The organism is Mesorhizobium sp. M0227, from assembly GCF_040321855.1.
Lineage (GTDB): Bacteria > Pseudomonadota > Alphaproteobacteria > Rhizobiales > Rhizobiaceae > Mesorhizobium.
Map to the genome: position 1 here is coordinate 49,706 of NZ_JAMYSJ010000025.1, position 14,231 is coordinate 63,936.

At 60.3% G+C, this 14,231-nt stretch carries 14 protein-coding genes and 1 pseudogene; 2 read left to right on the plus strand and 13 right to left on the minus strand.

What is annotated here, in order from left to right; translation table 11 throughout:
* Positions 1-57 precede the first annotated feature (57 nt).
* From ccoP to NKJ00_RS25685, 5 genes are all read right to left on the minus strand, one after another.
* Positions 58-921, minus strand: a complete 864-nt coding sequence (ccoP, locus tag NKJ00_RS25665; protein WP_352631721.1) for a cytochrome-c oxidase, cbb3-type subunit III — start codon at positions 919-921, stop codon at positions 58-60.
* A 2-nt stretch (positions 922-923) separates the two neighbouring features.
* Positions 924-1,073, minus strand: coding sequence for a CcoQ/FixQ family Cbb3-type cytochrome c oxidase assembly chaperone (locus NKJ00_RS25670; RefSeq protein WP_023735812.1), 150 nt, complete (start codon positions 1,071-1,073; stop codon positions 924-926).
* Positions 1,074-1,084: 11 nt separating this feature from the next.
* Entirely contained in the window at positions 1,085-1,816 is a 732-nt protein-coding gene (gene ccoO / locus NKJ00_RS25675; RefSeq protein WP_352631723.1) for a cytochrome-c oxidase, cbb3-type subunit II, read from the minus strand.
* A gap of 11 nt (positions 1,817-1,827) precedes the next feature.
* Complete coding sequence (gene ccoN / locus NKJ00_RS25680; RefSeq protein ID WP_352631724.1) at positions 1,828-3,438, minus strand: cytochrome-c oxidase, cbb3-type subunit I; 1,611 nt, start codon at positions 3,436-3,438, stop codon at positions 1,828-1,830.
* 546 nt (positions 3,439-3,984) lie between these two features.
* Entirely contained in the window at positions 3,985-4,731 is a 747-nt protein-coding gene (locus NKJ00_RS25685; RefSeq protein ID WP_352631725.1) for a Crp/Fnr family transcriptional regulator, read from the minus strand.
* A 154-nt stretch (positions 4,732-4,885) separates the two neighbouring features.
* Here NKJ00_RS25685 and hemN point away from each other — a divergent pair, with 154 nt between their 5' ends.
* Complete coding sequence (gene hemN, locus NKJ00_RS25690; RefSeq protein ID WP_352631727.1) at positions 4,886-6,235, plus strand: oxygen-independent coproporphyrinogen III oxidase; 1,350 nt, start codon at positions 4,886-4,888, stop codon at positions 6,233-6,235.
* Positions 6,236-6,570: 335 nt separating this feature from the next.
* Here the strand turns inward: hemN and queE are convergent, their stop codons facing one another.
* From queE to queC, 3 genes are read right to left on the minus strand one after another with little or no spacing between them, the layout of a single operon-like run.
* Positions 6,571-7,305 (minus strand): 7-carboxy-7-deazaguanine synthase QueE, encoded by a 735-nt coding sequence (gene queE / locus NKJ00_RS25695; protein ID WP_023735817.1) that lies wholly within the window; start codon positions 7,303-7,305, stop codon positions 6,571-6,573.
* On the minus strand, positions 7,302-7,658 hold the full coding sequence (gene queD / locus NKJ00_RS25700; RefSeq protein ID WP_023673552.1) for a 6-carboxytetrahydropterin synthase QueD: 357 nt from the start codon (positions 7,656-7,658) through the stop codon (positions 7,302-7,304). Before queD ends, queE begins: the two co-directional genes overlap by 4 nt.
* Positions 7,658-8,356, minus strand: coding sequence for a 7-cyano-7-deazaguanine synthase QueC (queC, locus tag NKJ00_RS25705; RefSeq protein ID WP_023766604.1), 699 nt, complete (start codon positions 8,354-8,356; stop codon positions 7,658-7,660). Before queC ends, queD begins: the two co-directional genes overlap by 1 nt.
* 403 nt (positions 8,357-8,759) lie before the next feature.
* Between queC and NKJ00_RS25710 the strand changes: the two genes are divergently transcribed.
* Positions 8,760-9,149, plus strand: coding sequence for a hypothetical protein (locus tag NKJ00_RS25710; protein WP_023735820.1), 390 nt, complete (start codon positions 8,760-8,762; stop codon positions 9,147-9,149).
* A 923-nt stretch (positions 9,150-10,072) separates the two neighbouring features.
* Here the strand turns inward: NKJ00_RS25710 and NKJ00_RS25715 are convergent.
* The 5 genes and pseudogenes from NKJ00_RS25715 to NKJ00_RS25735 form a co-directional block, all read right to left on the minus strand.
* Entirely contained in the window at positions 10,073-10,327 is a 255-nt protein-coding gene (locus NKJ00_RS25715) for a helix-turn-helix domain-containing protein (RefSeq protein WP_023735822.1), read from the minus strand.
* Positions 10,328-10,847: 520 nt separating this feature from the next.
* Positions 10,848-12,668, minus strand: a complete 1,821-nt coding sequence (glmS, locus tag NKJ00_RS25720) for a glutamine--fructose-6-phosphate transaminase (isomerizing) (RefSeq protein ID WP_023809320.1) — start codon at positions 12,666-12,668, stop codon at positions 10,848-10,850.
* 423 nt (positions 12,669-13,091) lie between these two features.
* Positions 13,092-13,268, minus strand: a complete 177-nt coding sequence (locus NKJ00_RS25725; protein WP_023762808.1) for a class I SAM-dependent methyltransferase — start codon at positions 13,266-13,268, stop codon at positions 13,092-13,094.
* Between the two features lie 379 nt (positions 13,269-13,647).
* Positions 13,648-13,992 (minus strand): nitroreductase family protein, encoded by a 345-nt coding sequence (locus NKJ00_RS25730; RefSeq protein WP_245264244.1) that lies wholly within the window; start codon positions 13,990-13,992, stop codon positions 13,648-13,650.
* Positions 13,993-14,038: 46 nt separating this feature from the next.
* Positions 14,039-14,131 (minus strand): annotated as a pseudogene (locus tag NKJ00_RS25735) (5,6-dimethylbenzimidazole synthase); the annotation flags it as partial.
* Positions 14,132-14,231 lie beyond the last annotated feature (100 nt).

Consider the following 14,231-nt stretch of genomic DNA (forward strand, 5'->3'; position numbering starts at 1 on the left):
CTTGCGCCGGGCCTCGTCGCTTGGCGGGAGGGGGAGGACGAGAATAGGCTTCTGCTCCTATTCTCCGCCGCCAAGCGAATGGATGTAGACCGCCAGTTCCTTGACCTTGGTCTCGCCGAGGCGCGCGCCCCAGGCCGGCATCACGCCCTGTTTCGGCGCGGTGACCTGGGCGGCGATGGCCGCTTCGCCTGACCCGTAGAGCCAGATGGCGTCGGTCAGATCTGGAGCGCCGAGTTCCTTGTTGCCTTTTGCATTGTCGCCGTGACAGGCCACGCAATTTTCGGCGAAGACCTTGGCGCCGGGCGCGACCAACGATTGATCGCCGACAGTGCCGGACAGGCTGGCAACGTAGGTGCTGACCTGTTTGATCTGATCGGCGGTGATGATGTCGCCAAAGGCCGGCATTTCCGACAGGCGCGTAGCCGGGTCGGAGGCGAAGCGGATGCCATGAGCGATCGTCTGCTGGATCTGGTCCACCTCGCCGCCCCACAGCCAGTCGTCGTCATTTAGGTTCGGAAAGCCCTTGGACCCCTGGGCGCCGGAACCGTGGCACTGCACGCAATTGACCTTGAACGCGGCGGCGCCGGCAGCGACGGCGAATTCGCGCAGCGTGTCATCCGCAGCAATCTCCGAAACACTTTTCGACTCTATTGCGGCGACATATTTGCCCTTTGCCGCTTCGGCCGCGGACAACTCGTTCTTGACTTCGTTGCGGCTGGAATAGCCAAGTACGCCCTTTGTCGCGTAGTGCAACAGCGGCCATGCCGGGTAGGCAATTGTGTAACCGATCGCCCAGACTATGGTCATGTAGAAGGTGATGACCCACCAGCGCGGGAGCGGGTTGTTGAGCTCGCGAATGCCGTCCCACTCATGACCGGTCGTCGAGATGCCGGAAACCTCGTCAATGTGATCGCTGCTCATGATCAGTCCTCCTTCAGAGGAATTTGAGCTGCTTCGCCGGCTTGCCTGCGGCTGCCGGGGCGAAGTGCAAAGGCAACGGATCCGATGAAGAAAAGAGCGATGGCAAGCAGGCCCCAGCTGTCAGCAAACTCCCGCATGAAATTGTACGTCATCGCCATTGTCCTCAGCGGTAGCCGGCGGTCTCATCGTAGTTCTTGAAATCGACAAGCGTGCCGAGCATCTGGAGATAAGAAACCAGGGCGTCCATTTCGGTGACTTGCTGCGGATCACCGTCGAAATCGCCGATCCTGGCCTTGGGGTAGCGGGCCTCGAGGCCGGACGTGTCGGCATTGGGATCAGCCTGCGCCATCAGATCGGCATTGGCGTTAGCGACCATGTCGTCGGAGTAGGGAACGCCGACGCGCCTGTTGGCAACCAGATGCGTCGACAAATCCTTCACCGCGATCGGCGTATCCTTCAGAAAGCCATAGCTCGGCATGATGGATTCCGGCACCACGGAACGAGGGTCCGTGAGGTGCTCGACATGCCAAAGATTTGAGTAGCGATCGCCAACCCGAGCGAGGTCCGGTCCGGTGCGCTTCGATCCCCACTGGAAGGGATGATCATACATCGACTCGGCCGCCAGGCTGTAATGCCCATAGCGCTCGACCTCGTCACGGAACGGGCGGATCATCTGGCTATGGCATAGATAGCATCCCTCACGCACATAGATGTTGCGCCCGACGAGTTCGAGCGGCGAGTAGGGCCGCATGCCTTCGACCTTCTCGATCGTGTTGTCGAGATAGAAGAGCGGCGCGATCTCGACGATGCCGCCGATTGTCACGACCAGCAGCGACCCGAGGAGAAGAAGTGTAGCGTTCTTCTCGATGACCGCGTGTCTGTTCATCAACCTCATTTTCTGTCTCATCATCGCGCAAGCTGGAGGGCGGGAACGGAGCCGGGCATCGGATCCTCCTCGCGCCGGTAGCCAAGGATGGTCATGGCGATGTTCCACGCCATGATCAGGGCGCCGGAAAGGTACATGGCTCCGCCGATGGCGCGCATGATGTAGTAGGGGTGCATGGCGGCCACGGTTTCGGCGAAGGAGTAGACCAGGAAGCCCTGCTCGTCGTATTCGCGCCACATCAGGCCCTGCATGATGCCGGACACCCACATGACCGACGCGTAGACAACGATGCCAAGCGTCGCCAGCCAGAAGTGCCAGGTAACGAGGCGCAGCGAGTAGAGCCGTTCACGGTTCCACAGCTTCGGCACCATGTAATAAAGCGCGCCGAACGAGATCATGCCGACCCAGCCGAGTGCGCCCGAATGGACGTGTCCGATGGTCCAGTCGGTATAGTGCGACAGCGAGTTGACCGTCTTGATCGACATCATCGGGCCCTCGAAGGTGGACATGCCGTAGAAGGCGATGGCCATCACCATCATGCGGATGATCGGATCGGTGCGGAGCTTGTCCCAGGCGCCCGACAGCGTCATCAGGCCATTGATCATGCCGCCCCATGACGGCATCCACAGCATGATCGAGAACACCATGCCGAGCGTCTGCGCCCAATCGGGCAAGGCGGTGTAGTGCAAGTGATGGGGTCCAGCCCAGATGTAGAGAAAGATGATTGCCCAGAAATGGACGATCGACAGCCGGTAGGAATAGACCGGCCGGTTCGCCTGCTTGGGTACGAAATAATACATCATGCCGAGAAAGCCGGCGGTCAGAAAGAAGCCCACGGCGTTGTGGCCATACCACCATTGCGTCAGAGCGTCCTGGACCCCGGAGAAAGCCGAATAGCTCTTCGAGCCCAGGAAGGAGGCGGGCATGGAGAGGTTGTTGACCACATGCAGCATCGCGATGGTGACGATGAAGGACAGGTAGAACCAGTTAGCGACGTAGATGTGGGGTTCCTTGCGCTTCAGGATCGTGCCGAGGAACAGGATGAGATAGGCGACCCAGACAATGGTCAGCCAGATGTCCACATACCATTCGGGCTCGGCGTATTCGCGGCTCTCGGTGATGCCGAGCAGGTAGCCAGTCGCTGCCATGACGATGAAGAGCTGGTAGCCCCAGAACACGAACCAGCCGAGATCGCCGCCGAACAGCCGGGCGCGGCAGGTGCGTTGCACGACATAGAGAGACGTGCAAAGCAGCGCGTTGCCGCCGAAGGCGAAGACGACTCCCGACGTATGCAGTGGCCGCAAACGGCCAAAGTTGAACCAGGGCTGGATGTTGAGATCGGGATAGGCAAGCTGCAGCGCGATGACCACGCCGACAAGCATGCCGATGACACCCCAGAACATGGTGGCGATGGCGCCATAGCGGATTGGCCCGTCCATGTAAGCGGACGGGTCGATCGGCGCGGCAGGCTTGAACTCAGTGTTGCGCAACAGGATCGCAGTGAAGCCAGCCAAGGCGAAGAACAAGACCCACATATGCTGGCGAAAGGGTTCATCCACCCCAGCGCCAGCGGCCAACAAAGCCGCGAATGCGAACAGGCTTAGAAGCACGATTTCTTTGCCGAATTTCATCGCAAGCCCCGATTTCCAATTCCGGCGGATGCCAAACCGCGGTGCCTTATTGCGCAGCCGTCGCCTGCTCGCCCTGATCCATGTCAGAGCCGCACCATTTTGCTTCGAGCAGCATCGAGTTCGGTGCGATCAGACTGTGTCGAATGTGGAAGTGCAGCAGCGGCCGCCGGTTTATGGACAGGCCCGGCGTCCCCAGTTGGGGCCCGGGTAGGAGGCGACCGCGGGCGTGTGGGGAAGCGCACCTTCTGTGACGCTGGTAAGCAGGCCGATGCCTTACCGAACGTCGATCGTTTCAATGCCTTGGAACAGCCAGCGCCAGCGTTGCGCTGCCTTCGTTACATTTATGGTTTGGACGCGATTTTCGCCTGCGTATGAGGCATATTGACTTCGGCCAAGTGTGGATGCTTCGCCGACGAGCCGAAACGCAACTGGCGCATACGATCGGCTGGAGAACGGGCTGTCGCTGCGCGATGTCTTCTGAGCCCAACGCGAGCATGCCCTGCCCCGAATGAAGTAAGTGGCGTGGGCCATGCAGCTTCGTGTCATTCAAACGGCTGTTGCGCCTTGGCCGCCGCAGCGCCGTTCCAGCCGGCTCATGCTGTCCACAGTGACGCGGCGGTTGTTCTCGATCCGAATCACGCCGTCCATTCTCAGGCTGGTCAGCTGACGGCTCACGGTCTCGTTTGTGATTCCAAGGAAATCAGAGATGTCGGCACGCGTCATCGGCAGCTCGAAGCACGCCGACCTAGCCGCCGGGTCAACATTGGAGTCGATGTTCCGGGCAATCATGAGGAGAAAGCTCGCCACCTTCTCTGGTGCGGTCTTGCGCCCCAGAGTCACCATCCATTCGCGGGCCCCGTCAAGTTCGTTCAGCGCCTGCTTGAGCAGGCGATGCACAAATTCGGGTGACTGCTTCATCATCCGTTCGATGGCCGCTCTCGGAAACGAGCACAGCGAGACAGCTGTTGCCGCTTCCGCATTGATCGCACTTTTCATCTTGAAGGGCCGTCCCAGGAAATCCGGCGCGAACTGGAGACCGACGATCTGCTGGCGGCCGTCCGAAAGGCTCTTCGTGAGCTTCACCACGCCTGAAAGCACGTTTGAATAACAGTCCACCGCCTCGGCGTCGCCGATCAGTTCGACCCCCGGCTCGATATTGTGCCGCGACGACGTCTTGGCGAGCTGAGCCAAATCGTCTGGCTCGAGCGCGCCACAGACACCGCGGCGCCGTGCCTCGCAAGGCAGGCAAAGAACGGGAATGCCGGAACTGTGAATATCCTGCCGTAATGTCATTCGATCGCTCTACCGGTCCAGTGCGGGCAGGATAGCAATCCACGGTAGAAAAATCCTTGCGGCAGTTTGTCCGTGCTGAAGGTTGATCGAAATCAGGGCTTAGGCTCATCCAAGCATCCACAGTTCGGGCGACGCAAACACGGTGGACCACGACATGCGACAAAAGCTAGCTGCCAGACTTGGCGAGAACGTCCCGCGCTATACCAGTTATCCGACTGCGCCCCATTTCCATGCGGGCGTCGATGCCGTCGTTTACCGAGGCTGGTTGGAGGCGCTCGAAGGTGGTGACGAGATATCGCTTTACCTGCATATTCCCTATTGCGACAGGCTCTGCTGGTTCTGCGCGTGCCATACCAAACAGACCCGCCACTACGAGCCGGTGGCCGCTTATCTGCGCTCGCTGTATGCGGAGATCGCCACGGTTGGCGGCCTTGTTACCGGCAAGGGCCGAGTTCGCGCGGTTCATTTCGGCGGCGGTTCCCCGACGATGCTGGAACCTGAGGATATTGTGGCGCTGGGAAGCGTCCTGCGCAACAGCTTCGCCTTTCTTCCCGGCGCCAAGATCAGCGTTGAAATCGAACCCAATGATATGGACGATGCCCGCCTCGATGCGCTTGCCGAAATCGGCACGACCCGTGCGAGCCTCGGCGTCCAGGACTTCGATCCGAAGGTTCAGAAGGCAATCAACCGCGAGCAGAGCTTTTTGCAGACCAAAGCGGTAGTCGACGGTGTTCGTTCGCGCGGCGTCGAATCGGTCAATCTAGACCTGCTCTACGGCTTGCCGCACCAGACGAGGGAGAGCGTCTCCTCCACCGTCGCGCAGGCGCTGACCTTGGAACCCGACAGGATAGTGCTTTTTGGCTACGCCCATGTGCCGTGGTTCAAGAAACATCAGACCATGATAGACGAGGCATGGCTGCCCGGTCCCGCGGAGAGATTTGCTCAATTGCAACTGGCGGCGCGGGCGATCGTGGACCAGGGGTACGAAGCAATCGGCCTCGACCATTTCGCCAAACCCGGCGATGCCCTGGCCCTTGCCGCCCGCGCCGGAACACTGCACCGGAACTTTCAGGGTTACACCGACGATTGCTGCGAAACCTTGATTGGGCTAGGCCCATCGTCCATCAGCCAGTTTCGGCAGGGCTATGCGCAGAACATGCCTTCGACCAGCGAATATCGATGCACGGTTGATAACGGCGGGCTGGCCGCTGTTCGGGGTATCGCACTTTCCAACGACGACCGCGTTCGCGGCTGGATCATCGAACGTTTGATGTGCGACTTCGCCTTCTCGGCCATCGATCTGGTGGAACGCTTCGGCGAGGCCGGCCAGAGGCTCCTCCTTCAGTCAAGTTCCATGGCCCTCCACGATCCGGTTCGATTGCTTGAACTTGATGGCGACAGATTCGTTGTGCCGGCTGAAAGTCGCCCTTTCGTCCGAAGCATCGCGGCCAGGTTCGACAAATATTTCGAAACTGGAACGGCCAGGCACTCGGCGGCAGTCTGAGCACCGCAGAGGAACGGTCATGGCTCTCACTCGATCGTGAACCGATTGCGATCGTTTTCCACTGTTGACCGGCGACCGTCGGCCGAGACGGTTCGAAGCGGACCAGACGCGTCTTGGCATGGCGACGATGTCGCCCGCTCATGCCCTGCCTGTGAGATCATGGTTGTCGGCGACAGCTCCCTTCGACCTTGCAAGGAGAATGCAAGGTGCCGTGCAAGCGGCTGACAACACTTGGGCCGGTGGCAGAAGTCCGCAAGCACCCCGGCAGCGCGGTCAACGTTGAACCACCCGTTCACCCGAATATGCCGGTGCAGTTCCGGTGGAAAGGGCTTGGCCTAGACGGCTCTCTTGTTACCCCAGAGCATAACGTGCAGCTGCGGTAGCACGCGGGCTTCGAACCATTTGTCGCGGGTCACGCTGTCAACCAGCCACTCCATGCGCTTCAATATTCCGTCAAGGTCGACGGGCGCGTCATCATTTGCCGGGTGTGGCGGCGTGTGATTGCCGGGTTGCAGATAGATCGGAAGTTGCGGAAATTGCGCAGCGGCGTCTTTCGCGTAGGCGTAGTCCCTTTCGTCGAAAACAATGAGCTTGAGCACGATTTGGGGCTTGCCTTGTGCCGCCTGGAGGCACGCCTCGACAGCGGCCCAATCTGTCGTCATTTGGCTTGACGGCGGCTTTGGGCTGAGGATCAGCACGTCAAGGTGCGCAAACCAGTCCCTGGCAAGCGAACCTTGGGTTTCCAGCGCAAAACGGTAACCGTCACCATGGCCTCGGTCGATGAGCGCGCCGAGCGGCTGGATGGCCGGATTGCCGCCTGACAGTGACACCATAAGCGGGCGGCCACCGGAAAGCGCAAGCACATTTTTCCACACCGCGCCGACGGACATCATCTCCCATTCATGGCGGAATTGATTGTCCACAGCATGCAGGCTGTCGCACCAGGAACAGCGAAAGTCACACCCGCCGGTTCTGACGAAGATCGTCGGCAAACCTATGAGCACGCCCTCGCCCTGGATCGTAGGCCCGAAAATCTCGCTAACGCGGATTGCGGGATGCGTATTGGTCATGGCCGGTATTCCGCCCAGGTTTTCGGCGTTTCGCTCACCCGCACGGCCGCGGTTTCGCTCAGGCGTGCCTTGCACCAGTCGTAGAAATGTCTGGCCAGATATTCCGCCGTGACTTGCTCGTGTCCCAGCACGTCGTTGAGATGTCGGTGGTCGAAGCTCTCGTCGATGTAGCGTTTGAATGGCGCCAAATCGTGGTAGTCGCGCACGAAGCCGTGATCGTCCAGTCCATCCGCTGAAAGCTCCACTTCGACGATGTAGTTATGTCCGTGCAGGCGCGCGCATTGGTGATCGGGTGGCAATGAGGTGAGCTGATGCGAGGCTGAGAAGTGGAATTCCTTGGTGATGCGGAACATTACGCGGTGGTCCTTCGCAGCGCTCCGAGCCAGAAGTCGGAGTCCTCGTACTCGGTTGGGTCCGGGTGCCCGGCGATGTGGAACGCCTCACGCCGCTCGACGCAGGTCCCGCACCTCCCGCAATGACGCTCGGCGCCCTTGTAACAGGACCAGGTCTGCGCAAAGGGCGTGCCGTATGTGGCTCCATCCCTAACAATGTCCGCCTTCGTCAGGTTCACATAGGGTGCATAAAGGCGAATCTGCGCGTAGCCGTCGAGCGCGTGGTCCTGCATCATCTGGAAAGCATCGATGAAGGCCGGACGGCAATCGGGATAGACAATATGATCCCCACCATGCACGGCCGTCGCCACCGCGTCAGCGTCTTGCGCTGCGGCGAGGCCGAAGGCAATGGCCAACATGATGGCGTTCCGGTTGGGCACCACCGTTACCTTCATCGTATCTTCGGCATAGTGCCCATCGGGCACGTCCACATTGTCGGTCAGCGCGGAGCCGGAAAGGCCGCCGCCGATCTCGTGGATATCGATGATTCGCTGCGGGACGCCCAGGCGCTCCGCGCAAAGGGTGGCGAAGCCCAATTCCTTCCTATGCCGTTGGCCGTAATCGAACGATAGCAGGCCGGTAAGCTGGTGCTCCGCTGCCACCTTGTGAGCAAGAGTAACGGAATCCAATCCGCCGGAGCAGACGACGAGAGTCTTCATCGTTGGGTCCTTGTTTTAACCGGGTAGGCTGCGACCGGAGATTTCTCTGCGCTCCAGTACTTCAGGAAAACCATTTTGTGAAGTGAACGGAGACCAGTTTCGTGCGCTTGCGTGCGGTGCGCAAAACGCCCTCGCGGTGAGCTGCAAGGACACGGACTGATGAGACGTCACGCTTCAGCGGAATGCTCAAGCGGCCGCTGCTCGCGGACAAAGTTCTCGACGAGCAGAGCCTGGCGGTTCCGAGCGCCGAGGGACGCCACTGCAACGGTTGCAGGGTACAAGGAGCCCGGATGGCTTGCCGCAAAGATGACCGGCAAACCCTGAATAATCGGTGATGAGCCGACATCTGTGAACAAGCGGTGTGGTCGATTGCAATCACCCATGTCTTGCGCACAGGTACCTTATGTCAGTGGATGAACTGAACTTGATGGTTTTACAGATGGCAGTCGAAAGCGTCCGCTCGCTCTCGTTGAGCTTCGCTGAAAAAGCCGCCGAGATAGCCACCAGGAGCCGCGGCATCCTGCTTTTCGACGTGCGGATCGACGGTGACGCGCAGGTCCAGCGGGTCGCAGCCATCCGATATCACGGCGGCCAATTCGGCGTGCTGGCGTTGGATGTACACGGCCTAGTTACCCACTATTGCATCGTTAACGGTATGTTCTCACATTACATTGCGTCCTTGGAGAGCTGGCACAGGATGCCCCTGTCGATGCAGGCCAAGATGGATGCCAACGGCAATGCCCGTCTCTTCGTAGCCGCGTTGCGGGATGCCGGACATATGCTGGGCACCTAGCATTGGGCGAGAATGCATCTGTGAATTTTGCATGTGCGTCACTGCGATGGCGCCGGCATGATCGTCATGCTCCAAAACGGCTGCGGCCCCCGCGAAGCGGTCGCCGCGATGATGGTGATCAACGGCGTTGCATCGATGCGAGCGTAGACAGAGGTCTCCTCCTGGCATCGAGCGCATGCAAGGAGCTACGCAAGCGCAGCTGCATCAAGTATTTTGAAGGGACGACCTCATGCATGGAGCTTGCGCTGCATACGGGCGGCGCGAGCCGCGTTGCCATCCAGCAGAGAGGGTGCTTGCGGTACTCTCAATGACCCGAGATCGCAAATGGACGTGGGTAAGCACCAGAACTGCAACACCCATGGTGGTCCGCTGGACTCGCTGGAGGAAGCACAAGGTGTCGGCGGGCAGAGCGCAGCGAGTGCCTACCTCGATCTTTCTAGAAGCGCGCCGGCAGCCTGGGCGGGGGGGCTTGGGGTTAGACTGCCGGCGCACGCCACTCACGAAGAGCGGCCCCTTTTCGTGGTTCGAACACCCATAGTCAACCCGGAAACGTCAGGATGCCCGCCATGTTATTTTCAGAGCGGCGCGATGCCGGCCAGTTGGCCGATTCAGCCTAGGAGTAGCCACTCTCGTAGGCCGAGTTGATGCTCAAGCGCCAGCATCGCCTCGCCGAACTACCAAGAGTTCGCCGTTACAATCCTTCGTCGCGAGCCGATGCCCTCGTGCACGTTTCGTAGCACTCCGGGCGGCTATATCGCGTTGTTGTTCGCGAGCCCATGTGAAGGGTTCCTGCATCGGAAAGTTGACGAGATTCTCTTGGCGGTACTGCGCCAGAGGCATCCCAACGGAATCAGCGTCTACAATCAGCCGCAAGCTTCACATCACAAGAGCGGTAGTCCACCCATTGCGGATCATCCGACTGATCAGGCGGCGTCCGAAATGTGCGACTCTGCCTCAAGGATTCCCACAGGTATGGAAAGCGATCTCGCTATCCGATCCCGATATCCCTTGTTGTACCTCAGACCTCGCTCGATGTTTTGAATTTCCTCAGCGGCAAGCCCGCTCGCGACCGTCAGGTCCTCGATCGAATACCCAAGGTGCTCACGATAAGCGCGGACGATGTGGGTCCCCTGCGACATAGCCGTCAAGACTGGTTCGGGAATGCGCGAATCGTTCATAAACATCTCCAAGAACATGGGAGCTCCCTCGGGAGATACCCCCCCGGCGGCGCAGACCAAGCAAATCAAAAAATGGACGTCCATTCAGCCGGACCGGCCTCATCCATGGAATGGGCCGCCTGAATTAGGAGCTGGGTCGGAATATGGCGGCTCACCTCCTTCTAATCAAGAAAGCCAACGGCGAGAATTATTCGCGAAGGATCGCAGGTCGGATGCGCTACAGCCGATCAGGCCATCTCAGGAGGGGGCCCTGGAACTCTGAACACCAACTCGAACTCCCGGTACGGACACTGCTTCCTTCGGCCAATCTCCACCGGCGGGGGAGCGAAAGACCCACTCTTGAAAGCCCCCGGCTGCGTGCTGACGTCGGCTCTAGGAAGCTCGATCGCCCTGTGCCCCGATCGACCGGCCGAAAAAAGGGATTCCAAATTCCAGCAAACACTGGTCATCTGGTTTTCATCCGGATCCAGACAAAGGGTAGCTTTCCATCGAGAGCTTCGCCATCTGTACAGGTTCACAATCATTCGACCGTGACCGATTTTGCGAGATTGCGCGGCTGGTCTACATCTGTCCCCATGAAGAGCGCCGTGTGGTAGGCAAGAAGCTGTATCGGCAGCGAGAAGATCATTGGCGCGATAATCTCGTCGACTACCGGCAGCACGAGCGTGTGCATGGTGTCGAGTTTCGATGCGGCTGCCCCATTTTTATCGGTGATGAGTATAATCCGCCCTCCACGGGCAGCCACTTCCTGCATGTTGGAGACGGTCTTGTCGAAAAAGCGGTCATGGGGCGCGATGACGATCACCGGCATGTTCTCATCTATCAATGCGATTGGCCCGTGCTTCAATTCACCCGCTGCATAGCCTTCGGCATGGATGTAGGAAATCTCCTTGAGCTTCAGCGCTCCTTCCATCGCTAGCGGGAAACTGGTGCCACGGCCGAGATACAGGACGTCACGACACTTTGACAGTTCGCGCGACAAGAACTCGATCTCCGGCTGGATGCTGTTGAGTACTTGGCCCATGACGCGCGGCAATTCGGCGAGGCTCCTGACGAGTGCCTGCAGCTCGCCTTCGGGGACGGTCCCGCGGGCTCTGGCGGCGCTGATGGCGAGTGCGGCTAGAACGGCAAGCTGGCAGGTAAAAGCCTTGGTAGAGGCGACGCCGATCTCCGGTCCGGCAAGGATCGGGAAGACCGTATCGGCCTCCCGAGCGATGGTCGATTCGCAGGCATTGACGATAGCGCCAATTTTCAGCCCACGCTCCTTGCAGTACCTCAACGATGCAAGCGTATCGGCGGTTTCGCCGGATTGCGAAATGAAAAGAGCCGCGGACTGCGGCGGCAAAGGGATCTCGCGGTAACGGAATTCAGACGCAACGTCGATTTCAACCGTCAGGCGCGCATAGCGCTCGAACCAGTATTTTCCGATCAGTCCGGCGAGATAGGCGGTCCCGCAGGCAGAGATCGCCAAGCTCGGAACCTTGGCGAAATCGATGCCAGGAACCATGTCGCGACCCTCTATGATTTTGATGTAATGACGAAGAGCATGGGCGATGACCTCGGGCTGCTCGTATATTTCCTTCTCCATGAAGTGGCGATGGCTGCCCTTGTTGGCCAGATCGGCCGCGGCCGTGGAGATATGGCACGGACGCTCGACGGGATGGCCGTCGATATCAAAGATATGGGCGCCCGAATTGCCGACAATGGCCCAGTCGCCGTCCATGAGATAGGTAATTTCATTGGTGAAGGGCGCAAGAGCGATCGCGTCGGAGCCCAGGAACATCTCGCCGTCGCCGTGACCGATCGCCAGCGGTGGTCCGTTGCGCGCCGCCGTGATGGTCGACGGTTCATCTTCGAAGAGGATGGCAAGCGCATAGGCGCCCCTGACGCGTTTCAGCATGGCACGCGTGGCCTCTTGCGGCCTCATGCCCTCGCGGCGGTATCTTGCCAAGAGATGCCCAACGACCTCGGTGTCAGTGTCGGTCTGGAACTCGGCGCCATCCGCCGCCAATTCCTCCTTCAGCTCGGTGAAATTCTCGATGATGCCGTTATGGACGACGGCGACACCGTCGGTAAAGTGCGGGTGCGCATTGCGTTCCGTCGAGGCCCCGTGGGTTGCCCAACGCGTGTGGCCGATGCCGACTTTGCCGCTCAGCGGCTCTTCCTTCAGTCGCCTCTCGAGATTGACGAGCTTGCCCTCGGCGCGCCGGCGGTGCAAGGCACCGTCGATGATCGTCGCAACGCCGGCGGAATCATAGCCGCGATATTCCAAACCCTTCAACGCGCCGATCAACCGATCCGACACCGGCTGTTGCCCAACGATGCCAACAATCCCGCACATGTTCGTCTCCGCATTTTTGCGGGCAGCATCAGCCCACGCGAGACGGATACCCATCCGGCCGCTTTAAGTGGCGGCCTTGTAGTAGTATTCCATGATATTGGTACAATTGATTGTAGTGATCACTACCATCCGCCCCATGGATAGGTCGGCTGCTGTGGGGACCTAAAGTTCTATTCGCGCCTGACGCTCTTATGACAATCGCAGACTCACCCGCGGCAGGATCACGGCCTCAGAAACGGCCAGCAGGCCTTGGACAGTGGACGGACGACCGGCCTGCGAGCCCTAGTCAGGCAGTCCGGCATGTAGAAGCATTGTGCCGCCGACTTCGGCATCGGCGATGGTCTGTCTCGGCGACAGCCTGAGTTCGCTTCGCGGGCCGCGCGGCTCGCCCAAAGGACCGTCGTCGTCTGCGCGGCGCCGGTGTCAGTTGACGATGGCATAATGCCCGCCGGGTGCGAGCGCCTCGCGCACGGCACGTGCCAGCCGCGGTCGGTCCGGGACGCCATGGAAAGCGTTGGCCATGAAGACGAGGTCGACGGGGCGTGACACCAGAGTAGCGAGTTCATAGGCGTCGCCGGCGACGAATTCGCAATTGGTCACGCCGGCGCCGGTAGCGGCGCTGCGTGGCCTCCAGCTGGTCGGCGTCGATGTCTATGGCGACGACATGGCGGGCGACCGTGGCGATCGGCACAGCCGTCGCCGCAGCAGAGGTCGACCACCTCCATGCCCGGCTTCAGCCCGGTTGCCGCCAGCGCCATCTTCGCTGCGGTCCGGTTTGTCAGTGCTCTTTCCTGGCCTTGGCAAGAACACGAACTTCGGCTTCGGTCCGGAATGGCAATGTACCCCGATGGCGAAGGGCGACCCGATCTGCGTCAAGCTCATCGCCAGGGAAGAGACGAAGTGATGGGCACCCCCCTACCGCTGATTACCACCGGCGGCCGCCTCGCGTTCCAAGGTGGGATGTCGTGCTCCTCGCAGGCTAGCCGAGGCAGAAATAACCGATCAGCGTCCACTCGGGCGGCGTGTCGAGAATCTCGGCCATCTCGGTCACATCGAGGATCGACACCCAGCCCATGCCGATGCCTTCCGCCCGCGCCGCTAGCCACAGTGTGTGCACCGCCATGACGGCCGAATAGTCGATGGTCGCCGGCATGGTTATGCGACCGAGCCCAAGGCCTTGTCCGGTCGTGCGGTCGGCGAAAACCGCGAACTGACAGGGCGCCTCGTTGAGACCGGCAAGCTTCAGCCGGGCATAGAGTGCAGCGCGCTCTCCCGAAAAGCACGTGAGCGCCTCGGCATTGCAGCGTTCGAAGCAGTCTCTCACCGGCGGTGCGCCGCTCGAGGCTGTCGACCACTACGAAGCGCAAGGGCTGGCTGAGGCCAACGCAGGGCGCAATGCTGGCGAGCTCGAGCAGCCGTTCCAGCTTGCCCTCCGGCAGAGCCGTCGGCTCGAAGCGCCGCACATCCCTGCCAGCGCAGCAGCGTGATCAGCCCGGCCCGAAAATCGTCGGCGAAATCGGGAGGTGACGGCATGGCGGTCTCGTTCGGGGCTAGGGATTGCAG